At 41.6% G+C, this 25,132-nt stretch carries 22 protein-coding genes; 19 read left to right on the forward strand and 3 right to left on the reverse strand.

The window, feature by feature from the left end:
- Entirely contained in the window at positions 1–432 is a 432-nt protein-coding gene (locus tag BAA9072_RS06570; protein WP_201713883.1) for a RicAFT regulatory complex protein RicA family protein, read from the forward strand.
- Here the strand turns inward: BAA9072_RS06570 and BAA9072_RS06575 are convergent.
- The gene (locus BAA9072_RS06575; RefSeq protein WP_201713884.1) at positions 409–690 is read right to left on the reverse strand and encodes a hypothetical protein; all 282 of its coding nucleotides are present in this window, start codon (positions 688–690) and stop codon (positions 409–411) included. The two genes, BAA9072_RS06570 and BAA9072_RS06575, sit on opposite strands and share 24 nt — an antisense overlap.
- 212 nt (positions 691–902) lie before the next feature.
- Between BAA9072_RS06575 and BAA9072_RS06580 the strand changes: the two genes are divergently transcribed.
- On the forward strand, positions 903–1,439 hold the full coding sequence (locus BAA9072_RS06580; protein WP_138777630.1) for an outer spore coat protein CotE: 537 nt from the start codon (positions 903–905) through the stop codon (positions 1,437–1,439).
- Between the two features lie 147 nt (positions 1,440–1,586).
- On the opposite strand, the gene BAA9072_RS06585 is transcribed toward BAA9072_RS06580, so the two are convergent.
- Positions 1,587–2,579 carry a YeiH family protein gene (locus BAA9072_RS06585; protein ID WP_230980777.1) on the reverse strand — a complete coding sequence of 331 codons (993 nt, stop codon included), beginning with the start codon at positions 2,577–2,579 and terminating at the stop codon, positions 1,587–1,589.
- 150 nt (positions 2,580–2,729) lie between these two features.
- Between BAA9072_RS06585 and BAA9072_RS06590 the strand changes: the two genes are divergently transcribed.
- The 14 genes from BAA9072_RS06590 (at position 2,730) to BAA9072_RS06650 (ending at position 19,684) form a co-directional block, all read left to right on the forward strand.
- Positions 2,730–4,898 (forward strand): DNA topoisomerase III, encoded by a 2,169-nt coding sequence (locus tag BAA9072_RS06590; protein ID WP_201713885.1) that lies wholly within the window; start codon positions 2,730–2,732, stop codon positions 4,896–4,898.
- Between the two features lie 99 nt (positions 4,899–4,997).
- The gene (locus tag BAA9072_RS06595; RefSeq protein WP_201713886.1) at positions 4,998–5,507 is read left to right on the forward strand and encodes an ankyrin repeat domain-containing protein; all 510 of its coding nucleotides are present in this window, start codon (positions 4,998–5,000) and stop codon (positions 5,505–5,507) included.
- A 231-nt stretch (positions 5,508–5,738) separates the two neighbouring features.
- Positions 5,739–7,187 carry a carbon starvation CstA family protein gene (locus tag BAA9072_RS06600; RefSeq protein WP_201713887.1) on the forward strand — a complete coding sequence of 483 codons (1,449 nt, stop codon included), beginning with the start codon at positions 5,739–5,741 and terminating at the stop codon, positions 7,185–7,187.
- A 150-nt stretch (positions 7,188–7,337) separates the two neighbouring features.
- Entirely contained in the window at positions 7,338–7,502 is a 165-nt protein-coding gene (locus BAA9072_RS06605; protein ID WP_201713888.1) for a hypothetical protein, read from the forward strand.
- Between the two features lie 379 nt (positions 7,503–7,881).
- A complete protein-coding gene (locus tag BAA9072_RS06610; protein WP_201713889.1) occupies positions 7,882–8,772 on the forward strand; it encodes a nitrilase-related carbon-nitrogen hydrolase in 891 nt (296 codons plus the stop codon).
- Between the two features lie 87 nt (positions 8,773–8,859).
- Entirely contained in the window at positions 8,860–10,215 is a 1,356-nt protein-coding gene (locus tag BAA9072_RS06615) for an NAD(P)-dependent oxidoreductase (RefSeq protein WP_201713890.1), read from the forward strand.
- Between the two features lie 25 nt (positions 10,216–10,240).
- Positions 10,241–11,530 carry an NAD-dependent dihydropyrimidine dehydrogenase subunit PreA gene (gene preA, locus BAA9072_RS06620; protein ID WP_201713891.1) on the forward strand — a complete coding sequence of 430 codons (1,290 nt, stop codon included), beginning with the start codon at positions 10,241–10,243 and terminating at the stop codon, positions 11,528–11,530.
- A gap of 11 nt (positions 11,531–11,541) precedes the next feature.
- Complete coding sequence (hydA, locus tag BAA9072_RS06625; protein ID WP_201713892.1) at positions 11,542–12,969, forward strand: dihydropyrimidinase; 1,428 nt, start codon at positions 11,542–11,544, stop codon at positions 12,967–12,969.
- Between the two features lie 144 nt (positions 12,970–13,113).
- A complete protein-coding gene (locus tag BAA9072_RS06630) occupies positions 13,114–14,583 on the forward strand; it encodes an NCS1 family transporter (protein ID WP_201713893.1) in 1,470 nt (489 codons plus the stop codon).
- A 43-nt stretch (positions 14,584–14,626) separates the two neighbouring features.
- Positions 14,627–14,833 carry a hypothetical protein gene (locus tag BAA9072_RS24140; protein ID WP_230980778.1) on the forward strand — a complete coding sequence of 69 codons (207 nt, stop codon included), beginning with the start codon at positions 14,627–14,629 and terminating at the stop codon, positions 14,831–14,833.
- A 17-nt stretch (positions 14,834–14,850) separates the two neighbouring features.
- The gene (locus tag BAA9072_RS06635; RefSeq protein WP_201713894.1) at positions 14,851–15,039 is read left to right on the forward strand and encodes a hypothetical protein; all 189 of its coding nucleotides are present in this window, start codon (positions 14,851–14,853) and stop codon (positions 15,037–15,039) included.
- Between the two features lie 61 nt (positions 15,040–15,100).
- Positions 15,101–16,702: a PucR family transcriptional regulator gene (locus BAA9072_RS06640; protein ID WP_201713895.1), complete on the forward strand. Its 1,602-nt coding sequence runs from the start codon at positions 15,101–15,103 to the stop codon at positions 16,700–16,702.
- Positions 16,703–16,840: 138 nt separating this feature from the next.
- On the forward strand, positions 16,841–18,307 hold the full coding sequence (locus tag BAA9072_RS06645; RefSeq protein ID WP_201713896.1) for a CoA-acylating methylmalonate-semialdehyde dehydrogenase: 1,467 nt from the start codon (positions 16,841–16,843) through the stop codon (positions 18,305–18,307).
- 21 nt (positions 18,308–18,328) lie between these two features.
- Entirely contained in the window at positions 18,329–19,684 is a 1,356-nt protein-coding gene (locus tag BAA9072_RS06650) for an aspartate aminotransferase family protein (RefSeq protein WP_201713897.1), read from the forward strand.
- Positions 19,685–19,734: 50 nt separating this feature from the next.
- On the opposite strand, the gene BAA9072_RS06655 is transcribed toward BAA9072_RS06650, so the two are convergent.
- Positions 19,735–20,661: a VanW family protein gene (locus BAA9072_RS06655; protein WP_201713898.1), complete on the reverse strand. Its 927-nt coding sequence runs from the start codon at positions 20,659–20,661 to the stop codon at positions 19,735–19,737.
- A gap of 128 nt (positions 20,662–20,789) precedes the next feature.
- Here BAA9072_RS06655 and BAA9072_RS06660 point away from each other — a divergent pair, with 128 nt between their 5' ends.
- The 3 genes from BAA9072_RS06660 (at position 20,790) to mutS (ending at position 25,131) form a co-directional block, all read left to right on the forward strand.
- Positions 20,790–21,608, forward strand: coding sequence for a hypothetical protein (locus BAA9072_RS06660; protein WP_201713899.1), 819 nt, complete (start codon positions 20,790–20,792; stop codon positions 21,606–21,608).
- A gap of 120 nt (positions 21,609–21,728) precedes the next feature.
- A complete protein-coding gene (locus BAA9072_RS06665) occupies positions 21,729–22,346 on the forward strand; it encodes a DedA family protein (protein WP_201713900.1) in 618 nt (205 codons plus the stop codon).
- Between the two features lie 163 nt (positions 22,347–22,509).
- Complete coding sequence (gene mutS, locus BAA9072_RS06670) at positions 22,510–25,131, forward strand: DNA mismatch repair protein MutS (protein ID WP_201713901.1); 2,622 nt, start codon at positions 22,510–22,512, stop codon at positions 25,129–25,131.
- Position 25,132: the final 1 nt, after the last annotated feature.

Genomic DNA, 25,132 nt, shown 5'->3' on the forward strand with positions numbered 1-25,132 from the left:
ATGGCAAAGTACACAAAAGACGATATTATGAAGCGTGCAGAAGAGCTTGCAACAATGATTGCTGATACAGAGGAAGTTGATTTCTTTAAACGGGCGGAAGCACAAATCCATGAAAATCAAAAGGTCCGTGAAATGATCGCCAGTATCAAGAGCTTACAAAAGCAGGCCGTAAACTTCCAACATTATGGAAAGATCGAAGCTCTAAAAATGGTTGAGGCGAAAATTGAAAACCTCGAAAAAGAAATTGATGAAATTCCAGTGGTTCAACAATTTAAAGAATCTCAAACAGATGTGAATGATTTACTGCAAATTGTCGCTTCGGTCATCTCTAATAATGTGACGGATCAGATCATCGAAACCACCGGGGGAGACCTCCTCCGCGGTGAAACGGGATCACATGTAAAAAACTCAACGCCTGGAAGCTGTTCTTAACTCCAGTGCATGACTGAACGGTAAAATACCCAGACAAGATGGGAAAATTAAAAAACGATCTTTGCTTAAAGGAATATGCCTTTCTTGCAAAGATCGTTTTTTGTGTTTTGTCTGTTCTTTTAGCAATGATTCCTTTTTCGTTTTCGTTGTGCGAACCATGATCGAAAAATCAGGATTTTTGCCCCGGTGAATTGATGCGTCCCGACCTGTATTCCGAATTTGATGATCTCTTATTTTTCTTGCTTTGCTTTTCGCCATATGTGATTCCTCCTCATTAATATGAACATGAACTCTTGTTTAGTTTACCATTATTTCTATGCTGACGGATAGTGCATGTCGGAACATTCAATGGGTATTCGCATACAATACATTATCTAAGCAACAATCCCATTATGCAATAAAATTTACTCGCACAAACACCTAGATAGTCGCATAAGATGAATTGAAAATGAATGAGGAGGTTCGCTCGAATGGCAGAATATAGAGAGATTATTACTAAAGCGGTCGTAGCGAAGGGACGTAAATTTACACAGTCTCATCATACGATTTGCCCACCGCATAATCCATCGAGCATTTTAGGCTGCTGGATCATTAATCATCAGTATGAAGCACACAAAGTAGGCAAGAAGGTTGAAGTTCACGGTTCATACGATATCAACGTATGGTACTCCCACAGTGACAACACAAAGACATCTGTTGTAACCGAAAGAGTAGAATATACAGACTGCATTAAATTAAAATACCGTGATCCCGACTGCTTAGATGACATTGAAGTATGTGCCAGAGTACTACAACAGCCTAATTGCTGCGAAGCGGTAATTTCACCAAACGGTAACAAAATCATCGTTCACGTTGAACGTGAATTCCTAGTGGAAGTTATCGGAGAAACGAAAGTATGTGTCCTAGTGAATCCGGAAGGTTGTGACGATGAAGACTGGGATTGTGATTTGGATGATGAAGAGTTTGAAGAGTTAGATCCCGACTTCTTAGAAGGCGACGAAGAATAACATTTACTAGGAAGACGGCCTCTTCCTAGTATTTTCTTCTTAGCTAAAAGGCAGGCGGGGGAAGGGAAAGAGTCAGCGGGCATCTGTCCAGATGCTCTTTTTTTGTGAGAAAAACCAATCACAACGACCAAGTGATTGGTTTTCTCTTTAAAGAATGAGCAATAGACTGATGACAGCGCAAGTGATAGAAGCAATGAATCCTGTAAGGAGAGGCTTATACCCTAATTGGATAATGTCTTTCACTCTTACTTGAAGTCCTACTGCCGCCATGACCATGATGATCATAAATTTGGACGTGCTCGTAAGGCACGATTCAATAAATACTGGAATCAGTCCAAATGTATGAAGGACAGAAACGGATAAAAACAGGAATACAAACCACGGAAAAGCCTTCTTGTAGTTAGTGTCAACTGTACGTGTCTTCCTCCTCAAAATGAATGGGAGAATAAACATGACGGGAATAAGGAATAATGTCCTGGCAAGCTTGACCGTCGTCGCAACTTCCCCTGCTTCATTTCCAAATGCGTAACCAACTGCAACTGCTGAAGAAGTATCATGTACAGCCGTACCCGCCCAGATTCCAAACGATAACTCAGATATGTGTAGAAGATGTCCGATAATGGGATAGGTAACAAAGGCAATTAAATTAAAGAAGACAATTGTGGACAAGGCATAAGCGGTTTCGTCTTCTTTTGCACCGACAATTCCTTTAACGGCTGAGATTGCTGTGGCTCCACAAATACTTGTCCCGATTCCGATCAATAAGGTTAATCTTTTGTCGATACGTAGCCATTTACCCACGAAATAAGTCATGGTAATCCCAATGGAAACCGAGAAAAAGATGATCCAAAGTGCTTTCTGGCCAATATCCAGGATATCATAAAGACTTAATCCTACTCCTAGAAAAACGATTGCCACCTTCAATAGAACTTTTAAAGTGAAATTAATTCCCGGATTGAATGCTTCAGGGAGTTTCGTTGTGTTTTGGAGGATTGCTCCAATCATGATCGCGAATAATAAGCCCCCGATCAGTGGAAAAAGGGAACCTAAACTTTTAGATAGTAAACTGATTAATACAATGATGATCATGCCCCAAACTTCTTTTGGAAGAAAGGAATCTTTCTGTCTGTCATGCTGCAAAATTCATTAGCTCCTTTATAGAAAATGACCACCTTCTAGTATAGTACAATCTCTTCAAAGAGGTGAACCAAAATGCCCTACGCCATTTATTGTATGTTAAACTAGAAAAGATATATCAAATATACACCGAGTAATGAAAGGATTTTGAACATGAAAAAGATTTTGGTCCTGGCAGAAAAACCTTCTGTTGGTAGAGATATTGCTAGAGTACTTCAATGTACGAAAAATGGAAATGGATTTTTGGAAGGAAACGATTATATCGTTACATGGGCTCTTGGACACCTGGTGACCCTTGCAGAGCCTGAAAGCTATGACGATCGATATAAATCATGGAAGCTCGAGGACCTGCCCATGCTCCCATCATCCCTCAACCTTGTTGTGATTAAGAAATCAGGGAAACAGTTTAGTACCGTCAAAGCGCAAATGAACCGCTCAGATGTAAAAGAAATCATCATTGCCACTGATGCTGGACGTGAAGGTGAACTGGTTGCACGCTGGATCATCGAGAAAGCCCGTGTCAACAAGCCTTTAAAAAGGTTATGGATTTCTTCTGTCACTGATAAAGCCATCAAGGACGGATTCAGAAACCTCAAAGATGCAAAAAAGTACGAGAACCTGTATGCTGCAGCACAAGCAAGATCCGAAGCAGATTGGTATGTAGGAATGAATGCAACCAGAGCGCTGACTACCAAGCACAATGCCCAATTATCATGTGGTCGTGTTCAAACGCCGACTTTAAGCATTATTGCCCAGCGTGAGGAAGAAATAAAGAATTTTATCCCTCAAACCTTTTATGGGATACAAGCTTCGACTGATAAAGGGACATTTGTATGGTCTAATCAGAACAATAAAGATACTAGAACGTTTTCCAAGGAAGAAATAACGAGGATTACGGAGTCATTAAAAGGCAGTAAGGAAATCATCATTCGATCAGTGAAGAAAGCGTTGAAGAAAAAGCACGCACCTTCTCTTTATGATTTGACTGAACTGCAAAGAGATGCTCATAAAATCTTCGGATACTCTGCTAAAGAGACGCTATCGATCATGCAGAAGCTATACGAGCAGCATAAGTTAGTGACATACCCGAGGACAGATAGTAATCATCTGTCAAGTGATATGGTATCAACGCTTAAGGACAGGTTGAAAGCTGTGAACGTCCAGCCTTACCGCAAGATGGCTAATGTCGCATTACAAGGCTCTATTCAGCTGTCTAAAGCTTATGTGGATGATCAAAAGGTGACAGACCATCATGCGATTATTCCTACTGAAGAAACACCTTCTCTTCAGCGATTACAAGACAGAGAAAGAAAAATTTATGATCTAATCGTCAAGCGTTTCTTATCAGTATTCCTTCCTCCATATCAATTCGAGCAAACGACTGTAGAAGCGAAAATAGGTTCGGAATTTTTTCAAACAAAAGGAAAAAGGATCGTAGAGTCTGGATGGAAAGAAGTTTACGATTTTGATTCTGAGAAAGATCAACTCCTCTCAAAAATGGAAGAAGGGGGAACCTATTCTGTCCTCTCCATAAAAGAAACGGAAGGCCAAACGAATCCGCCAGGCAGATTTAATGAAGGTACCTTGTTATCCGCTATGGAAAACCCTAAAAAGTTCATGAAAGAAACCAATAAAGATTTACTCGCAACGATACATGAGGCAGGAGGACTGGGGACTGTCGCAACGCGAGCGGATATCATTGAAAAACTTTTCAATTCTGGAGTCATAGAGCCTAGAGGAAAAGACATTTATATGACGTCAAAAGGGAAACAATTATTGGAGCTTGCTCCTCAAGAACTTCAATCGCCTACTTTGACAGCAGAATGGGAGCAAAAACTTGAAAAAATCGCCAATGGCTCCCTTAAGAAACAGGATTTCCTGAAAGAAATTAAAGATTATACTAAAAAGTCAGTCAATGAAATAAAGAACACTTCAAAGAAGTTCTCCCACGATAATCTGACAGGAACAAAATGCCCGGACTGCGGGAATTTAATGCTTGAAATCAAAAATAAACATGGAAAGAAACTGGTATGCCAGGACCGGGAATGCGGTCATCGGAAGAATATTAGTAAAAAAACAAATGCCCGCTGCCCGAATTGCCATAAACGCCTTGACCTGCGAGGAGAAGGGGAAGGTCAGATGTTCACCTGTGTATGTGGACATAGAGAAAAGCTATCAACATTTAATGATCGAAGAAAGAAAGAAAAGAATAGTAAGGCAACAAAGAGGGACGTTAATAAATATTTGAAAACACAGCAGAAGGAAGAGCCTGTCAACACCGCATTAGCAGATGCTTTAGCCAAATTAAAATTAGATCAATAGTATTACATAGGGATGACTGCCTATTTTGGCAATCATCCCTATCTTTTATACGTATAAATTGGTAGAATATTTTTAATTATGTAAAAAAGAGGTGGGGAAATGACAACCATTACAATCCAAGAGTTTTTTGAGGCAATTGAAAAAGGGAATAAAGTGAAAGTGGAACAAACGTTAAGAAATGATACCAATCTTTGTAATGCAGATAATGAATATGGGCTGACAGCACTCGGGGTGGCTTCACATTTTGACCATTTGGAAATTGTAGAGCTCCTACTCAATTTTGGCGCGGACATTAATTCCGTTTCAAATTCTAACGTTTCCTACATTCCGTCTAACACGGCGTTGCACGCAGGAATTGCCGGGAAGGCTTCGAAAGAGTTAATTGAGTTCCTGCTGAATCAGGGAGCAAATGTAAATCAGACCGATTCTTCGGGTCACACACCATTGCATATTGCTGCATTTGAAGGAAGTGCTGAGATTGTATCTCTTTTGCTTGCCTATGGAGACGTGCAATCAGAAATTACACCTTCACCCCTGGAGATTGCCACTGAAAGAAATAATCATGAGTTCTTGAAGGCTCATGAGGAATTTCTGAAAACGAAGAATTAAAAGTGTAGATCACATGTGGCGCATACCTTAAGTGGGTGCGCTTTTTATTATGTTAAAAAATTTTCTCAGTATAATGTATACGTTTTCAAGGTGATGAAAATGAGTTTTACTTTTAAACATGAATAATTATTTATTCTGAAAAAATAATATTTTAAGAAAATTCTGTTGTTTTTTGTCGTTTTCCGTATTAAAATAAACGTTAATTTCAATTTCTGAAGGGAGGACATCGGATTGCTCACATTTCTTGTATCGATCTGTATTTTGGTAGTAGGTTATTTCATTTATTCAAAGGTGGTAGAAAAGATATTCGGTGTTGATGATTCCAATGTTACACCTGCATATGCTCAAGAAGACGGTTTGGATTATATGCCCATGAGCTGGTGGAAAGCAAGTTTGGTGCAACTGTTGAACATTGCGGGATTAGGTCCGATTTTCGGCGCGATACTGGGTGGGTTATATGGTCCTGTAGCCTTCCTGTGGATTGTAATCGGAACACTGTTTGCAGGTGCTGTACATGATTATTTTTCCGGTATGCTCTCTCTTAGACATCATGGGGCACAGTTTCCAACCATTGTAGGCAAATATTTAGGAAAGCCCGTTCAATCGGTCATGAACATTTTATCCATTGTGTTAATGATTCTCGTTGCGGCTGCCTTCACTTCGGGTCCTGCGCAACTTATGGCAGAGGTGACACCGCTTAATTTTATGACCTCTCTGCTCATCATCTTTACATATTTTCTTATTGCAACGATCTTACCAATCAACAAAATCATTGGAAAGATTTACCCTGTTTTTGGAGCAATTCTGATTTTTATGGCAGTAGCAATTGGGATCGGATTATTCTTCTTTGAACATCAGGTACCGAATTTAACATTTGAAAACATGCATCCAGGTGAACTGCCTCTATGGCCTCTCTTAATGGTTACTGTTTCATGTGGTGCCATCTCCGGTTTTCATTCCACTCAAAGTCCGATACTGGCCAGGACCCTTAAAAGAGAAAGTGAAGGGCGAAAAGTATTCTACGGAGCAATGGTGGCTGAAGGAATCATTGCGTTGATCTGGGCTGCAGCAGGTATGGCATTCTTTAATGGAACGGTTGGCCTTCAAGAAGCATTGGCTTCAGGCGGACCTGCAGGAGTAGTTAATGAAATTAGCAAAACGACACTTGGTACTTTGGGTGGAATCCTTGCCGTACTTGGGGTTATCATTCTTCCAATTACGACAGGGGATACTGCACTCCGGTCATCACGAATGATGCTTGCCGATTTGCTAGTGGATATACGAAAGAAAGAAATGAAAGGGAAATGGTTGCCGGTATTAATGGTTATTCCAGTAGCGGTACCTACCTTTCTGTTAACTCAAATTGATTATACTTTCCTTTGGAGGTATGTCGGTTGGTCAAACCAGGTAGTGGCGACTGTCATGTTATGGACAGCTTCCGTTTATTTATTGCAAAACGCAAAGTTCCACTGGATTTGCAGTCTTCCAGCATTGTTTATGACAGGAGTGGTAAGCTCCTACATTTTTTATGCACCTGAAGGATTTGATCTTTCCTATTCAGTTTCCATGGTTCTTGGATCGATCATTTGGTTGGCTGTTTTTACCTGGTTTATTGCACAAATAATAAAATTCAGACCTGAAAAACAGCAATCACTGAAAATGAAGTCAATAAATTCATAAAGTTAATCGACAAAAGAAGCAGGGCCAAAAGTGATTTAGTCAAACAAAAATCCGAACGATCATTCGAAATTCTTTTATGAAAATCGATATCGTTCGGATTTTTATTATTTTTACTAAAGCATACTTAGTGTATATAGCTGGTTCTAGCTATTGATTGGACTGCAAGATGAAGACACCGGCGGGAAAGTAGAAAAACGAAAGGGCTTTGACCAGGGAGTGACAAGCCCCCTAAGCCCTGTAGCTGGATATCTTGAGGAAAAGAGGAATCCCGGGGAAAGAGAAGTCTTGCACGAAATCTGGCAGCGTGTAACATAGTACAACTGGTGATCCCTTTCTTATGCATAATGAAAAGAAAAAAGAGGGAATTATGAATTTTGTCGATTGAAAACTGAATTTTTATAATATTTGGACAAATATTTCTACAAATTTCGCATTATAAGTATGCTACCTTATGAGAAACGGACAAGATGGATGAATCCATAGAATTATTTACATAGTGACAAATGGAAGAAGAAGTTCGTGTTACAAAACGTATAATGCAATCCATTTTTGTACGAGTTAAAATAAAGTGAAAATACTTAAAATTCTGAATTAATTTTATGAGTTGTGAAATCTAGTAAGTGTGCATCTAAAGCAAAAAATAATGAAAGCGCTTACTATTTTATAATAATCTAAACGTGTAGGGGGAATTGGTATGTCAGACATGGTTACAATTGGACTTATTCAGGCTTCCCATAATGTGGATGGAAAAGAAGGGGTGGAAGTCCACAAGGAGGAGGCAATAAAAAAGCATGTGGGATTAGTAAGAGATGCCGCGAAAAAAGGTGCTCAAATCATATGCCTGCAGGAAATATTCTATGGGCCATACTTTTGCTCAGAACAGAATCCCAAATGGTATGATTCGGCAGAAGAAATCCCTAATGGACGGACAACAAAACAATTTCAGGATTTGGCCAAAGAGCTAAGTGTCGTTATCGTTCTACCAATCTATGAACGGGAAGGAATAGCCACTTACTATAATACGGCAGCTGTCATCGACGCAGATGGATCTTACTTGGGAAAATACCGAAAGCAGCACATTCCCCACGTTGGGGTTGGTGAGGAAGGATATGGGTTCTGGGAGAAGTATTATTTCAAGCCGGGAAATCTTGGGTACCCTGTATTTGATACTGCTTATGCCAAGGTAGGGGTCTATATTTGTTACGACAGACACTTCCCTGAAGGGGCGCGCTTACTAGGGTTGAAAGGTGCGGAAATTGTTTTCAATCCGTCTGCAACCGTAGCGGGGCTATCCGAATACTTATGGAAACTCGAACAGCCTGCTCATGCAGTGGCTAACGGGTACTATTTAGGAGCCATCAATCGGATCGGCTTTGAGGGTCCTTGGAATATGGGGGAATTCTATGGTCAGTCCTATCTGGTCGATCCAAGGGGCAGTTTTGTTTCAATTGGGAGCAGAGACCAGGATGAGGTGATCATCGGGGAGATGAATAAAAAGTTATTAAGGGAAGTAAGGGATACCTGGCAGTTCTATCGGGACCGCAGACCCGAAACTTACAACGACATGACCGCGTTACTCCCTTAACTAAGCTGGTTTTGCGAACATTTTTTATCAAGGGGAGTGCTCCATCGTTATGATTCATTAAACGGAAATGAAGAGGGGGAAGTCAGTTTGTCCAATACACTTTCGTTACTCAATCTCGAGAAGAATTTTCAGGAAACTCATGAGGGGTTAACCAGTAGAGATGCATTGGAAGAAGCGAATCGTTGTTTGTATTGCTATGATGCACCATGCATCCAGGCATGTCCAACAAGCATCGATATACCTTCATTCATCAAAAAGATTGCATCAGGGAATTTAAAGGGATCCGCTAAGACAATCATGTCTGCAAATCCCGTGGGGGCCAGCTGTGCACGGGTCTGTCCAACGGAAGAATTATGTGAAGGGGCATGCGTCTTAAATTATTCCACCAAACCAATCATGATTGGGGACCTCCAACGTTACGCAACAGATTGGGCAAGACATAATGACACTGTGCTTTTTGAAGCGGGAGAGCCGAACGGAAAGAAAGTCGGAATTATAGGTGGGGGACCGGCCGGGCTTTCGGCAGCAAGAGAACTAGCACGCTTTGGATATGACGTAACGATTTATGAGGCAGAAAAAGAAGCGGGAGGCTTAAATACTTATGGCATCGTTTCGTTCCGTCTTCCTCAAAACATATCCTATTGGGAAGTGGAACAGGTGAAGAATTTAAATGTAGATATTCGTACCAATGTAAGAGTAGGTCAAGACATATCTGCCGAAGAAATCGTCGTGAAACATGATTTTGTCATTCTGGCCGCAGGAATGTCTTGTGTTCCTGATCTAATGATTGAAGGGGAAGGTTTGAAAGGTGTTCATGATGCCATTGAGTTTGTCAAGGCTACGAAAAGTGGGAAGTTGACCGATGAGTATGTCGGAAAAAAAGTGGTGGTGATCGGTGCAGGAAACACAGCCATTGATGGAGCCACATGTTCAGTACGTCTGGGAGCAGAAAATGTGAAGATCTTATACCGACGCACTAAAGAAGAAATGACAGCCTATGACTTTGAGTATGAATTTGCTAAGCAGGATGGGGTGGAATTCCGCTGGCTTACGGCTCCTCAAAGAATGATTGGGAATGAAAAAGGAGAGGTTACAGGCGTCGAGTGTATGAGGATGGAGCTTGGAGAACCCGGGGGAGACGGAAGAAGGCGACCTTTACCTGTGAAAGGTTCGGAATTTATTCTGGACGTTGACGTTGTCATCAAAGCCATTGGGCAGACCCGTCATCTGTCACTTATTGAGCAATTCGGATTGGAGCATTCTGATGGTGTGGTGAAGGTTGACCGTGATACCTACCAAACATCGAATCCAAAGATATTTGCCTGTGGGGATGTGGTATTTGGTAAAGGGGTAGGAGAGGCGATGGTTGTTACGGCAGCAGAACAAGGGAAGCAGGCAGCCTATCATTTACATGAAAAATATTCGTCAGTACAAATGAATTGAGATTGTTTTAAGAGGGGGGAAGTACATGGCAAATTTAAGCATCAATTTAGCTGGAATCAAGTCACCCAATCCTTTCTGGTTAGCGTCTGCGCCACCAACGAACTCAGGTTATCAGGTTCAAAGGGCTTTCGAAGCTGGTTGGGGAGGTGCTGTTTGGAAAACATTAGGTGAACCAATCATAAACGTCTCTTCCAGGTTTGCAGCAGTTAGCTTTAACGGGCATCGTGTAGCTGGTTTCAATAATATCGAACTCATAACGGATCGTCCATTGGAAGTGAATTTAAAAGAAATATACGAAACAAAGAAGAAATTTCCAGGTCACGCCATCATCGCTTCTTTGATGGTCGAACCGAAGCAGGAAAAGTGGCATGAAATTGTCAAGAAAGTTGAGGATGTTGGTGTTGATGGGTTGGAACTGAATTTCGGATGTCCTCACGGGATGGCTGAACGCGGGATGGGCTCGGCATCAGGTCAAGTTCCTGAGCTGGTTGAGAAACAAACCTATTGGGCTAAGGAAGTAGCTAAGACCCCGGTGATCGTGAAATTGACTCCAAATATTACAGATATAACCGTCACAGCTGAGGCGGCTGTGCGAGGCGGTGCGGATGCAGTCAGTATGATAAACACCATCAATAGCCTTGCAGGGGTGGATCTGGATTCATGGAATACAATCCCTCATGTTGCTGGTAAAGGAGCCCATGGAGGATATTGCGGACCTGCAGTTAAGCCTATTTCCCTGAACATGGTGGCGGAATGTGCAAGGAACCCGAGGATCAATGTTCCGATTTCAGGCATGGGGGGAGTATCAAACTGGCAGGATGCAGTAGAGTTTATGCTTATGGGTGCATCAGGAGTGCAGGTATGCACCGCTGCCATGCATCACGGATTCAGGATTGTAGAGGATATGTTGGATGGCCTGAATAATTACCTGGATGGGAAGGGCATTCCTTCCGTACAGGAGATTGTAGGGAAGTCAGTACCAAAATTTTCAGATTGGGGTAATCTGGATCTTAATTATAGTGTTGTGGCCCAGATCAATAATGACGTCTGTATCAATTGTAATAAGTGCCACATTGCATGTGAAGATACTTCTCATCAATGTATTGATATGCTGAAGGACCCAAATGGAAATAGTTACTTAAAAGTGAGGGAGGAGGATTGTGTCGGCTGTAATTTATGCTCTATTGTTTGTCCGGTTGATGGAGCCATAGACATGATTGAGGTGCCGAGTGGGCAGATGCCGATGACCTGGAACGACCGTCAAGTTGTAATGAGTAACCTATCAGGCTCTAAAGGGAATGCAGTGAAATTTTAGGAGGTACTGTAATGGATAAAATTATACAGAATGGAACAATTGTTACAGCAACAGACACGTATAAAGCAGACATTCTAATACAAGACGGTAAGATTGCAGCGATTGGGAAGGAATTTGATACAAGTAAGGCAGAAGTGATCGATGCCAGTGGGAAATTCATATTTCCCGGAGGGGTTGACCCGCATACCCATCTTGAAATGCCTTTTGGTGGAACCGTTTCAAAGGATGACTTTGAGAGTGGGACGATTGCCGCTGCATTCGGTGGCACGACCACACTCATTGATTTTTGCCTAACGAATAAGGGAGAACCGCTTCAGAATGCCATCGATACATGGCATGCCAAGTCAAGGGATAAAGCTGTAATCGATTATAGCTTCCATTTAATGATTGGAGAAATCAATCAGGACGTCCTCTCTCAACTCCCTGAAGTGATGAATCGAGAAGGAATCACTTCGTTTAAAGTTTTCATGGCTTATAAGAATGTATTTCAGGCAGATGATGAAACGCTATTTAGAACATTGGTTGCTGCAAGGGAACTTGGTGCTCTCGTCATGGTGCATGCAGAGAACGGTGATGTCATTGAATACTTAACCGAAAAGGCTTTAGAAGAAGGGAAGACGGAACCTATATATCACGCCCTCACCAGACCACCCGAACTTGAGGGGGAGGCCACTGGTCGTGCAGCGAAACTGACGGGATTAGCGGATTCACAATTATATGTCGTGCATGTCTCATGCTCTGAAGCAGTAAATCAAATTTCAGAAGCAAGAAGCAAAGGTTTGAATGTATGGGGAGAAACATGTCCTCAGTATCTTGTCCTTGATCAAAGTTATTTAGAGCGTCCCAATTTTGAAGGGGCAAAATACGTCTGGTCGCCTCCACTTAGGGAAAAATGGAATCAAGATGTTCTATGGAATGCATTGAAAAGCGGTCAACTTCAAACATTGGGATCTGACCAATGCTCATTTGATTTCCAAGGTCAGAAGGATCTGGGGAAAGAGGACTTCACTAAAATTCCGAATGGCGGGCCGATCATTGAGGACCGTGTATCCATATTATTCTCAGAAGGCGTAGACAAAGGACGTATAACCTTGAATCAGTTTGTAGATATCATGTCCACAAGAAGTGCCAAGTTGTTTGGACTGTATCCGCAAAAAGGAACCGTTGCAGTAGGGACAGATGCAGATATCATCATCTTCGATCCCGATGCTGAAAGAGTCATTTCTGCTTCGACCCACCACATGGCAGCAGACTATAATCCGTTTGAAGGCATGAAGATCAAGGGTGAACCGGTTTCTGTATTATCAAGAGGTGAATACGTCATCAAAGATAAACAGTTTACAGGTAAGCTTGGTTCCGGAAAGTATATAAAGAGAGCGAGATACGGTAAGTTGCTTTCAAATGAAGAGAGTGAAGCGCTTCAATCCTCCAAGTCCTGATAACCCTTATTGAAAAACATCCACCTTAAATGTAGAACGACTCCCGCGAGCCGGGTGCTGAGACATTGATACTCTGTGCCCACTCGCCTCTCTTGTACTAAGATTGGATTTGCCATTCGAAGCAAACGATAAGGGGTGTTCGTGTTGAAAAGAAGTTACTTAAAGTCTCCTGATTTATTACCGATTAAAGAAAGCGAGAGGAAAATTACAAAGCTTGGGTATTCATTTATGTGGGTAGGGATGGTAGTGGTACTCGCAACATTCGCGATCGGTGGAGCTGGAGTCGTTTCATTGCCATTACCACTCGTTGTTTTAGCCACGATCATTGGTTCAGTTGCCATCGGTTTTTTTATTACCTTAACTGGTGATATAGGAATCGAGCATGGTGTCTCTTTCCCGGTCTATATGAGAGCCCCATTTGGAACGATGGGCACGCATATTCCATCCGTAGTTCGGGGACTCGCTGCTTCCATGTGGTTTGGGATCAACACATATTTCGGTGCCACAGCGATGAATGGAATTCTAAATATATTATTTGGTTTTAATAATTGGTTTGTTTGTTTCATGATTTTTGCCGTTCTTCAGTTGGTGAATACGGCTCTTGGGATTAAAGCAGTAGAACGTTTTGCTGACCTTGCTGCCCCGGTTATCATCCTGATTTCAGTGTGGATGTATTCATCTCTATCTGACTCCGCGGCTTCTCAGGGGAGAGACATTTGGACCTGGGTTGAAAGTCCAGTAACGGGGGCAGCGACATTTACCGCTTTTCTGGTTGTTATTTTTAGTAATATGGGATTCTGGGCCACACTTTCAGCAGATATCCCTTCCATTTCCCGTTTTATGAAGGCCCCGAGCAATGAACGGAATTGGTTCAAGAGAAATCGGAGTTCTCTAATCGGAAATCTGGTAGCTCTTCCGATTACACAAGGATTTATGGTGTTAATAGGGGGAATATCGTATATTGCTGTTTTGAATTATGATCCTGTAGTGGCCCTGCAGGAAGCAGCAAGCGGATTCGTTTTAGGAGTTCTTCTCCTGATGATTGTCCTGGCACAATGGTCCACAAATATTGCAGCGAATATTGTCCCTGCGGCAACCATCTTTTCGAATGTGGGAGGACCTAAATTTCCCTTCTGGGCAGGTGTACTGACTGCCGGGATCGTAGGAACGATTGTCCAGCCCTGGAACCTTTTTGATGTCATCATACCGGTTCTACTATTTGTGGGTGGGATTCTGTCTGCAATCGTCGGAATATTGATATCAGACTACTATTTTATTAGAAAACGCCGTGTCAATGTGCCTGCTTTATATGAAGATAGAGGACAATTCAGCTATATGAATGGAATCAATCTCGCAGGATTTATATCATGGATACTGGGGGCAGTCGCTTCATATTTTGTACCAAACTTTTCATTTTTGGTTGGATTTGGAATAGGAGCCCTTTGCTATTATGTATTAGCAAAATACTGGTGGTTCAAAAAGTATGAGCAGGCAGAGCTATCGGATCCGAGTGATGAGAAATATCTGGGATTGTCTGTCGGACGTGACTGGGTGATTGAAGAGGAACAAGAACCCATCGCCGAAAAATCCCCAACGGGCACAAGCTTTTCCTGAATTAAATACAAAATTCCATTTAAGCTTACGAAAGGGTGTCGAGATGTCCGATTATCAAGAGTTCTTAAGTGAAAGGGATAAGATTGACTTTCTCTTGCAAAAGGGATTCAAAATTGAGAAGGTTACCGAAAATCTCAGTGGGGCCTTTGTCTTATTTAAACATATTGAAAATAAGAGAAGTGCCACTTTGCATGTGAAAACGGCCAATGCACGAAAGTATTTTTCAAACCTCTTATTTCATACTCAATAACTGAAAGGGGTCCTTGTATGAGTGATATAAGAGATTCGCATGCATATGAAGAATTGCCACTTAATCCGAGAAATATGCAAACGACGGATGAGTTAATACATTGGATATTAACCGTTTTGTCTTCGAATCACCTGTCAGAAGAAGAATTAGCAAAGTGGTGGAGTGAGGAGATACAGCTTGCAATCCCTGATATTGAAGAAAAGTGAAGGATTGGTTCCGCCAATCCTTTTTCTCCATTTCCTACGGCAAAATTAAAAGGAGAGAAGGATGAAGAGTCATTACTATTTTTCAGTAGAAGATATCATGGAGAGAAAATATTTTGAACATGCCAAAGTGATTGCTGGACGCAAGGGCCTGGGCAGACAAGTTAAATGGGTCCACATTGTCGAAGTCACTGCCATAAAAAATCTGCTTAACGGGAATGAATTGATCCTTTCTACAGGCCTTGTCCTGCAGGAAGAAGGCAGTTTTCTTTTTCTTATTCATCAATTGATAGAGTGCGATGCGGCCGCTATTTGTATCGAGCTTGGTACGAATATCTCAACGATACCGCCAGCTGTATTAAAATGTGCCGATGAGTTCAATTTCCCTATTATCGTTTTTGAAAGGGAGGTCCCATTCGTCAGTATAACGCAGGATATACACGCTGTGATTATCAATCAGCAATATGAGATGATCAAGAAACTTGATTCATTTGCTCAAAATTTAAATCAATTGTTGCTTTCAGTCAATCACAGTAGAGATATTCTTCAAATGTTACATAAAGAGTTGGATGTGCCGGTACTTTTTCAGTTGAAAGAACAAGATGTAGAGGTTCTTCCTCTTATGTGTTCACCTGATGAAGAGATTCTTCTACAGAAATTCCGCAGGCACAAAGAGACTCATGAGCAACACTTTGCTTCGACGAAGGTGATCCTTTTTGACCAGGAATATGCAGAGCTTACCATCTACAGGTTCGATCACCCTTTTAGTGAATATGAGCTGTTAATTCTTGACCGAACGTCAACGGCACTCGCTCAATATCTAATGAGGGAACTGTATTTTAATGAACAAAAACGATTGGAAGAATCGAAATGGATCATGTCGTGGTTAAAAGGGGATCACTCATATGACAGACTTGCCGCATTTATGGATGAGCAGAAAAGTGCGATTCATGGTGCTGTCGTATGTATTTGCAAGACTCCCAGGTTGGAAGAGAAAGAGTCATTGGATTTCACCTTTTTTAATCTGCTGACAAGAAGTATTTTCGAACAATTCGGTTTCCAAGTGGTACCTGAAAGGCTCGGAAATGAATTAATCTTAATACTCCTAGATACCCGGAGAACCGGCGATTGGAAGTCCAGAGTAACCAATGCATATGAAAAGATCCTTAAATCAGGGTTCTTTAGAGACTCTACCCATGCTGTATTTGCTACAGGTAAGTATCAATTGGAGATGATGGACATTCATAAGAGCTATGAAACTGCCAAAGAAACACTTAAGTTCCGTTCGAAAGTCGATGGAGAGGGAAATTATTATTTCTTTGATGACCTTCATTTATTCAGGTTGATTTCGATTGTAAATGAGAATGTGAATCTTTGGGAAATGATAGAGGAATATCTTTCTCCCTTACTACATTATGATCGGGAGCATGATGGGAACTTAATGAAGACACTTAAAGTTTTTCTGTCATGTCAGGGGTCCAAACAAGAAACCTCCAAAAGGTTATTTATTGTAAGACAAACACTTTATCATCGACTTAAGAAAATGGAAGATCTACTCGGAGAAGATTTCATGACATCGGATAAACGTGTAACAATCGAATTTCTACTTGCGGCTCATGATTATTTGCAGCCGCATAGCTTTATGAAAAAGACAAAGATAACGTAAGAGTGTCAAATGGTAGTGCATGGTTATTTTACACAATGTCTAATGAAAGCCCTGCCAATTTCTTTCATAATGAAAGTATCAAGAACACATAAAATTCTGCACTTCCATGAAAATAATTAATATAAGGAGGAACTGAATATGACTGTAATAAACAAGGATGTAGCGGTATTGAAGAATTATATTGGTGGTAAATGGGTGGACTCCCTCAGTTCACAAACATTGGAAGTCTTAAATCCAGCTACGAATGAAGAGATTGCAAGAGTGCCGATATCTACTAAAGAAGATGTGGCGATGGCTGTGAAAGCGGCTAAGCTTGCGTCACAAACCTGGAAGAAGACACCTGTGCCAAAACGTGCCCGCATCCTTTATAAATATCATTCCCTGCTTTCAGGTCATCACGATGAGTTGGCTAAGCTTGTAGTACAAGAAAATGGGAAAGCATTCAAAGAAGCTTATGGAGAAGTACAGCGTGGATTAGAATGTGTTGAATTCGCTTGCGGAGCACCTACGTTAATGATGGGTGAGACGCTCAGTGGGATCGCGGAAGATATCGACTCTGAGATGTTTAGGTATCCTCTTGGAGTTGTAGGAGGGATTACTCCGTTCAACTTCCCGATGATGGTTCCGTTATGGATGTTCCCTCTTGCTATCGCATGTGGAAATACTTTCGTATTGAAGCCTTCTGAAAGAACCCCCATATTAGCTAATAGACTTGCAGAACTGTTGACAGAGGCGGGAATGCCTGATGGAGTCTTCAACGTGGTGCACGGAGCCCACGATGTGGTGAATGGCATATTAGAGAATAAGGATATCGCCGCCATATCGTTTGTCGGATCCCAACCAGTAGCAAAATATGTATACCAACAAGCCGCTTCGCAAGGGAAAAGAGTGCAGGCATTGTCCGGAGCCAAGAATCATCATGTCGTCATGCCGGATGCAGACCTAAATAAAGCTGCGGAGCATATCATCAGTTCAGCATTCGGAAGTGCAGGACAGAGATGCATGGCATGTAGTGCAGTAGTGGTAGTTGGAGATAATGATGAGTTCGTCCGGGCATTAAGTAAAAAAGCAGATGAGTTATGTATTGGAAATGGAATGGATGATGAAGTGCTCCTTACGCCGGTCATTCGTAAGGAAAATCGTGATAAGACTCTTGGATATATCGATAAAGGTATTAAAGAAGGGGCCTCCCTCATAAGAGACGGCCGCAAAGAGATGGAAGATTTCAAGGAAGGTAACTTCTTAGGTGCAACCATCTTCGACCATGTGACACCAGAAATGACAATTGCAAAAGAAGAAATGTTCGCTCCTATCCTCAGTCTATTGCGAGCAGATGATCTGGACCAGGGGCTGGATTACATTCGTCAGTCAAGATATGGGAATGGTGCCACAATTTATACGAAAGACGCGAGCGCCGTACGTCAGTTCAGAGAGGAGGCAGACGCAGGGATGCTCGGTATCAATGTGGGGGTTCCTGCAACAATGGCTTTCTTCCCATTTTCAGGGTGGAAGGATTCTTTCTATGGGGATATGCATGTAAACGGAAAAGACGGAGTAAATTTCTATACTAGGAAGAAAATGATCACATCTCGATTTGATTTTTAATCAAAGTAAGGGGGAACCTCCATGGTAAAAGCAGGTCAATCTCAAGATGTATGGTTAAAACGGGATGAGAAACTTATCTGGCACTCCATGAAACCATATAATCCCGATGGAACAATGGTTGTGACAGAATCCAGTGGTTCCTGGGTAACAGACCAGGATGGACAGAAGTATCTTGATGGGATGGCGGGGTTATGGTGTGTAAACGTTGGATATGGGCGACAGGAATTAGCAGAAGCTGCTTACGAACAGCTCAAAAAAATGGCTTATTTTCCTCTTACCCAAAGTCATCAGCCGGCCATTGAACTTGCAGAAAAATTAAATCAATTACTTGGTGACGACTATGTGATTTTCTTCTCTAACAGTGGGTCTGAAGCCAATGAAACGGCTTTTAAAATGGCCCGTCAGTATCATCAGCAAAAAGGTGAGCACGGAAGATATAAAATTTTCTCCAGGTATAGAGGGTATCATGGTAATTCTATGGGGGCATTAGCCGCTACAGGGCAGGCTCAGCGTAAATATAAATATGAACCATTGGCTCCGGGATTCCATCATATTGCTCCACCAGACACGTATCGGGATAATGACTCGGGGGGAGATCCCCGTGATCTTCCCGGGGTAAAGGCCATAGATCAAGCCATGACATGGGAACTCAGCGAAACAGTGGCTGCACTGATTATGGAACCGATTATTACAGGCGGGGGAGTACTCATGCCACAGGAAGGGTATATGAAGGCAGCCAAAGAAGTGTGCGAGAAGCATGGTGCTCTCATGATAGTAGATGAAGTCATTTGTGGATTTGGTAGGACCGGCAAGGCATTTGGTTTTATGAATTATAATGTGAAGCCTGATATCATTACGATGGCAAAGGGGATCACCAGTGCGTATCTCCCCCTTTCCGCCACTGCTGTGAAACGTGAAATCTATGAAGAATTCAAGGGTTCTGAAGAATATGATTATTTCCGCCATATCAATACATTCGGTGGGAACCCTGCCGCTTGTGCCCTTGCTTTGAAAAACATTGAAATCATGGAAGATGAAAAACTTTTTGAACGGTCGGCAGACCTGGGGGAAAAAGCATTAAACACATTGAAGAATCACCTACAGGAACATCCGTATGTAGGGGATGTAAGAGGAAAGGGCCTCTTGATCGGGATTGAGATGGTTACTCACAAGGATACCAAGGAACCATTAGATCTGGATAAAGTAAATGCTGTCATAGGATATTGTAAGAAGGAAGGTATCATCATCGGGAAAAATGGTGCCACAGTCGCCGGGTTCAATAATGTCCTGACAGTATCCCCTCCATTAAACATCGAAGAAGAAGATTTAGATCGTTTAGTGTCTACGGTCATTGAAGGAATTCAACAACTAACCTGATCAGGGTGAGGGCATCTGCACGTGCAGGTGCCTTTCATTATGTTATGAAATTAATCTTCAATGGAGTGATCAACTTGCCTTTCCTGAGGTAATTGCTTTGAGGCACTGGGTACCTTCCTCCTTTTTACATTGATAAGATCGGATGAATGAACGGTAATGATAACTTGTCCACCCAATATTTTGGCCCGTATGAGAAGAGGTTGATTATAAGCATTTCTAAAAGTAAAATCGGGACCGTACCAGCTTACCGTAGCATCTCTGCCCTTAGGAACGTAAGGAACCCGTTTCGAATGATGATACCGCTCCAGTATAATAACACCGGCTTGATCTACCGCATTGAATAATGTAGATGATACCTGACAGATTCCCCCTCCAATATCTTCTGATAGTTCCCCTTTTACAATAACGGGTGCTTTCTTATATCCCTTTTCTTTCGTTCTTTTTCCCACCACTCCATTAAATGAAAACACTTCACCGGGAAAAACAACTGTATTATTGATTTTTTCCGTTGCCAAGGCTATATTTTGTGTGCGCTCCTCATTATGTTTATTGAAATACGTGACATATTGTCCAATTTTTTGCGTTCGTATGTGGGCTAGAATTTCACTATCCACCTTTGGGTAAAGCGTCAACAAGGGAGGCTCGATTTGTACTGATCCGTTTGAGAACAGGAAACCATCGACCAGATCACGAAATTTTCTTTCATGGAGCTTATATCCGGCCTCTTCGGAAATTATCCGGCCATGTTCGTTGATATAGGCGTCATGTGGAGGGGTATAAACCATATTCTGGACATGAGAAACTACATCTTCATAGTGACCTTCGTTCATTAAAGGTACATCCAGCAATTCTACATCTAAATAATGACGGTCAACAGAAACGGGTGTATGATTTGAAATTTGGATATGTAATTGATCATGACTTTCTATTGCCGGGAACACTAACAGACCAATTGCTGTCATTTTAACTAATAACATGTGAATCCTCCCTTTCGTGGGTAGTATCCGTAAAGGAAGACTATTTCATGTCTGCCTTATTTGCCAAAAATTGAGTGAATGAATCGGCAAGCGGAGGACAAAGACTAAGGAAAAAAGAGGTTTCGTACATGCTCTTAATGTTGAGGTTCGCGATTGTACTTTCCCTGCTCTTAGTCTTAGGAGCAAGGCCGGCAGCTGCCATGCCAAGTTTTCAAGTCAAGATTCTTCCTTGGGAACAAGTAAAGGAAATCATTCCTAATCAATCCTATTTTACTATTATTGATGTAAATACCGGACTCTCCTTTACCGTTCAAAGAAGGGCAGGAAGCAAACATGCCGATGTGCAGCCGGTTACAGAAAAAGATACGAAAATAATGAAAGATATCTATGGAGGGAAGTGGAGTTGGGATCGCCGTGCGATTCTTGTTTTAACCCATGACCAGCTCATCTCTGCTTCTATGAACGGAATGCCCCACGGTGCAGGAGCGCTCCAAAATAATTTTCCAGGACATTTTTGTGTTCATTTTTATGGCAGTACAACCCATAAGACACCGACACCAGACTTAGCACATAAGCTCATGATATTGAAAGCAGGTGGTGAACTGGATAGGTTCTTATACAAATTGGATCCATATGAATTGATCAGTGTGCTGGAGATTGCCATCAATCAACAGGATGAAAAACTTCTTTCACAAATCATGACTGGTAACAAACGTTCAATCAAAAAGACCCTGTCATCCGTTAAACATATTCGCATTACCCAACGCTCAATTCTCCCTGTAGAGGATCTCCCTGTTCTCGTGGCAATGAAACTTAAGTTCAGGGTGATTTGGGTCCGGCCCGATCATTCTCAAGAGGAAAAAAATGTTCATTTATTTTTGTGGAAAGATTCGTTGGAGGATCAGTGGAAAATAGATGGTCAAACATTTGCTGGTGAATTACTTTAATGGACTTTCAAACTAACAATATTTCCCTCCAATGGTTGAAACCTTATCCTTCTTCAGCGTTTTTAAAAATGCAAAATAGGGAATAGGGTAGGTAATGTGAATTGTGGAGGGATATGATCGATGATTGAGTTTGTCATGAATCTAATAAAGGAGTTAGGGATGTGGGGGTTGTTTGCTGGAAATGCCATTGAAGCGTCCTCCTTACCTTTTCCAGGTGCCCTTGTGACGCTGACTTATGGGTATGCACTTGATCCATCCTGGATAAAGTTATTGATATTAGCCGTCTCAACTAGTGTAATCTATACCATATTTAGTTACATACCATATGGTATTGGATTTAAGCTAAAGGATAAGATCAAAGAGAAAACAAGCTCGAAAAAAATAGAAAAAGGACAAAGATGGTTCCGGAAATGTGGCTTATGGAGCATAGCGCTTACGAGGCCACTCGGCATTGGTAATTATATTTCCTATGTTGCAGGTATTAGTAAAGTGAATAAATGGAAATTTGGAGGTTTAACCTTCATAGGAATATTCCCCATTACCCTTTTGATGTTAATAATCGGAAAAAATGGAAATTTAAAATCTGTTCAATCCATGATGGGCCATGTCCAAACCTACCTTCTGATTGGAGGGGGACTCCTCGTTATCAGCTACTTACTATATCACTTTATGTACAAACCGAAATCAAAGTCCAATTGTTTACACGATGAATCAAGTATCCCAAAACAAGTAGAATAAATAAGGTGAAGGTTCGCTCCTGATTATAGGAAGCGGATTTTTTTATTGAAATCGTGGGAATCAAAAGCACTTCCTCAATCTACTACATGCTAAAACCTTACTCCATATGGTATAATGAATAGTTGAGAATAGCAGATTCACTTGGAAAGGTTTGAATGAAACCATGACACAATATACTCCAATGATAAAACAATACTTACAAGTAAAGGCAGAATACCAGGATGCCTTTTTATTTTTTCGTTTAGGCGATTTTTATGAAATGTTTTTTGACGATGCGGTTGCTGCATCGCAGGAACTTGAAATAACTTTGACAAGCCGTGATGGGGGAGGAAAAGAACGAATTCCTATGTGCGGTGTCCCTTATCATTCTGCTCCTAATTACATAGAGCAACTGATCGATAAAGGATATAAAGTAGCTATATGCGAACAGACCGAAGATCCAAAACAAGCCAAAGGTGTCGTAAGGAGAGAAGTGGTTCAACTCATTACACCTGGTACGGTTATGGATGGGAAAGGCCTGAATGATAAAGAAAATAACTATATTGCTTCTGTAACTGATTTTGATGATCACACATTTGGACTTGCTTATAGTGACCTGACGACAGGGGAAACCAAAGTGACAGTCGTCACTGAGGGACTTCAAGCTTTGTTGAATGAGCTGTCTACGATAGGTGCCAAAGAAGTGGTCATTCACCCGGATCTGGAAGAAGAGATTCAGGCAAAGATGAAAGAAAGAAGCGATGTGACCTTATCTTTTGAGAAAGATACATGCTCAGGACAAGCTTTCGACCATCTTGTTGATCCTTTGAAGCAAGAGAAACTCATAAACGCTTCTTCCCTCCTTTTTCATTATCTATTCAGGACTCAGAAAAGAAGTTTGGATCACCTGCAAATAGTCCAACCGTATCAGCTCCATCATTTTATGAAAATGGATTACTATTCAAAGCGGAACCTGGAGCTGACAGAGACCATCCGGTCCAAAGGGAAAAAAGGGTCTCTTCTTTGGTTACTAGATGAAACGATGACTGCTATGGGAGCCCGACTTTTAAAGCAATGGATCGATCGTCCACTTATTCATAAACACGAAATCGAAAAGCGTCAGACTGTAGTGGAAGTATTATTGGAACGTTTCTTCGAAAGGCAGGACCTGAGAGAACGTTTAAAAGAAGTGTATGACCTGGAGAGACTGGCGGGTCGCGTCGCCTTCGGAAATGTAAACGGACGCGATCTGATCCAGTTAAAAAAATCTCTGCAACAAATACCCGTGTTAAAGCATTTGATCCAATCCTTGGAGAATGATGCAACCGATGAGCTTGTCGTCAGGTTTGATCCATGTGAAGAATTGACAGACCTTCTGGAAAAGGCATTGATAGAAAATCCTCCATTGTCTATAAAAGAAGGAAGCCTGATTCAGGATGGGTATCACGATGAACTGGATCAATATCGTGATGCAAGCAAAAACGGAAAATCTTGGATTGCCAAACTTGAACGGGACGAAAGGGAACGTACTGGAATCAGGTCTCTTAAAGTAGGGTTTAACCGGGTATTCGGCTATTATATTGAAGTAACACGAGCAAACCTTCAACACCTTGAAGAAGGACGCTATGAGCGGAAGCAGACGTTAACTAATGCTGAGCGGTTCATCACTCCTGAATTAAAAGAAAAAGAATCCCTTATCCTTCAAGCTGATGAAAAGAGTGTGGATTTAGAATATGAACTGTTCCTTGGAATCCGTGAACGGGTAAAGGAATATATTCCTCGGCTGCAACAACTTGCGAAACTCGTCAGTGAGCTTGACGTACTGCAGTGCTTTGCAACAGTAAGTGAGAAACGTCATTACACACGCCCTTTATTCAATGAAGAAAGAAGGATCCTTCTGAAAGACGGAAGACATCCTGTAGTGGAAAAGGTGATGGGCGCCCAGGAATATGTTCCGAATGATTGCTATATGGATCAGGAAAGAGAAGTCTTTCTCATTACCGGTCCGAATATGTCAGGTAAAAGTACCTTCATGAGACAGGTTGCACTAACGAGCATTCTGGCACAAATCGGTTGTTATGTGCCTGCAAGTGAAGCAAGCCTGCCTATATTCGATCAAGTATTCACCCGCATTGGAGCAGCTGATGATTTGATTTCCGGACAGAGTACATTCATGGTAGAAATGCTTGAGGCGAAGAATGCGATCATTCACGCCACTCAACAAAGTCTGATTCTATTCGATGAAATCGGACGTGGCACGTCTACTTATGACGGGATGGCACTGGCACAGGCAATCATTGAATACATTCATGAACATATCGGGGCGAAAACCTTGTTCTCCACTCACTACCATGAATTGACCGTGCTTGAAGAAGAGTTGCAAAAGGTGAAAAATGTTCATGTAAGTGCAATGGAACAAAATGGAAAACTTGTTTTTCTTCATAAGATCAAAGAGGGAGCGGCAGATAAAAGTTACGGAATACATGTTGCCGAGCTTGCCGAACTGCCCCAACCCTTAATTCAGAGAGCGAATGAGATTCTTCTTGAGCTTGAACGGAAGGAAGCCCCTTCATCCTTAAATGAAGTAGCCGCTTCGAGGGAATCACTTCCAAAAGAGCAAGTAGCAAGTGAAGAAGATTTAGCCCAGCTATCCTTTTTTGGAGCTGATAAATCGGAAAAGAAAGGAAAGCTCACTTCTAAAGAAAAGAAATGTATAGAGGAATTAAAAAAATTGGATATCCTTGAAATGACGCCATTAGATGCCATGAATACACTGTACGGGATCCAAAAAAAGTTAAAACATTAAG

Source organism: Rossellomorea arthrocnemi (assembly GCF_904424705.1).
GTDB lineage: Bacteria > Bacillota > Bacilli > Bacillales > Bacillaceae_B > Rossellomorea > Rossellomorea arthrocnemi.

Excerpts from the sequence above, each read along its gene's own strand:
- BAA9072_RS06570 (WP_201713883.1), top strand. The coding sequence starts at position 1 with ATGGCAAAGTACACAAAAGACGATATTATGAAGCGTGCAGAAGAGCTT.
- BAA9072_RS06575 (WP_201713884.1), bottom strand. The coding sequence starts at position 690 with ATGGCGAAAAGCAAAGCAAGAAAAATAAGAGATCATCAAATTCGGAAT.
- BAA9072_RS06580 (WP_138777630.1), top strand. The coding sequence starts at position 903 with ATGGCAGAATATAGAGAGATTATTACTAAAGCGGTCGTAGCGAAGGGA.
- BAA9072_RS06590 (WP_201713885.1), top strand. The coding sequence starts at position 2,730 with ATGAAAAAGATTTTGGTCCTGGCAGAAAAACCTTCTGTTGGTAGAGAT.
- BAA9072_RS06595 (WP_201713886.1), top strand. The coding sequence starts at position 4,998 with ATGACAACCATTACAATCCAAGAGTTTTTTGAGGCAATTGAAAAAGGG.
- BAA9072_RS06610 (WP_201713889.1), top strand. The coding sequence starts at position 7,882 with ATGTCAGACATGGTTACAATTGGACTTATTCAGGCTTCCCATAATGTG.
- preA (WP_201713891.1), top strand. The coding sequence starts at position 10,241 with ATGGCAAATTTAAGCATCAATTTAGCTGGAATCAAGTCACCCAATCCT.
- hydA (WP_201713892.1), top strand. The coding sequence starts at position 11,542 with ATGGATAAAATTATACAGAATGGAACAATTGTTACAGCAACAGACACG.
- BAA9072_RS24140 (WP_230980778.1), top strand. The coding sequence starts at position 14,627 with ATGTCCGATTATCAAGAGTTCTTAAGTGAAAGGGATAAGATTGACTTT.
- BAA9072_RS06635 (WP_201713894.1), top strand. The coding sequence starts at position 14,851 with ATGAGTGATATAAGAGATTCGCATGCATATGAAGAATTGCCACTTAAT.
- BAA9072_RS06640 (WP_201713895.1), top strand. The coding sequence starts at position 15,101 with ATGAAGAGTCATTACTATTTTTCAGTAGAAGATATCATGGAGAGAAAA.
- BAA9072_RS06645 (WP_201713896.1), top strand. The coding sequence starts at position 16,841 with ATGACTGTAATAAACAAGGATGTAGCGGTATTGAAGAATTATATTGGT.
- BAA9072_RS06650 (WP_201713897.1), top strand. The coding sequence starts at position 18,329 with ATGGTAAAAGCAGGTCAATCTCAAGATGTATGGTTAAAACGGGATGAG.
- BAA9072_RS06655 (WP_201713898.1), bottom strand. The coding sequence starts at position 20,661 with ATGTTATTAGTTAAAATGACAGCAATTGGTCTGTTAGTGTTCCCGGCA.
- BAA9072_RS06660 (WP_201713899.1), top strand. The coding sequence starts at position 20,790 with ATGCTCTTAATGTTGAGGTTCGCGATTGTACTTTCCCTGCTCTTAGTC.
- BAA9072_RS06665 (WP_201713900.1), top strand. The coding sequence starts at position 21,729 with ATGATTGAGTTTGTCATGAATCTAATAAAGGAGTTAGGGATGTGGGGG.
- mutS (WP_201713901.1), top strand. The coding sequence starts at position 22,510 with ATGACACAATATACTCCAATGATAAAACAATACTTACAAGTAAAGGCA.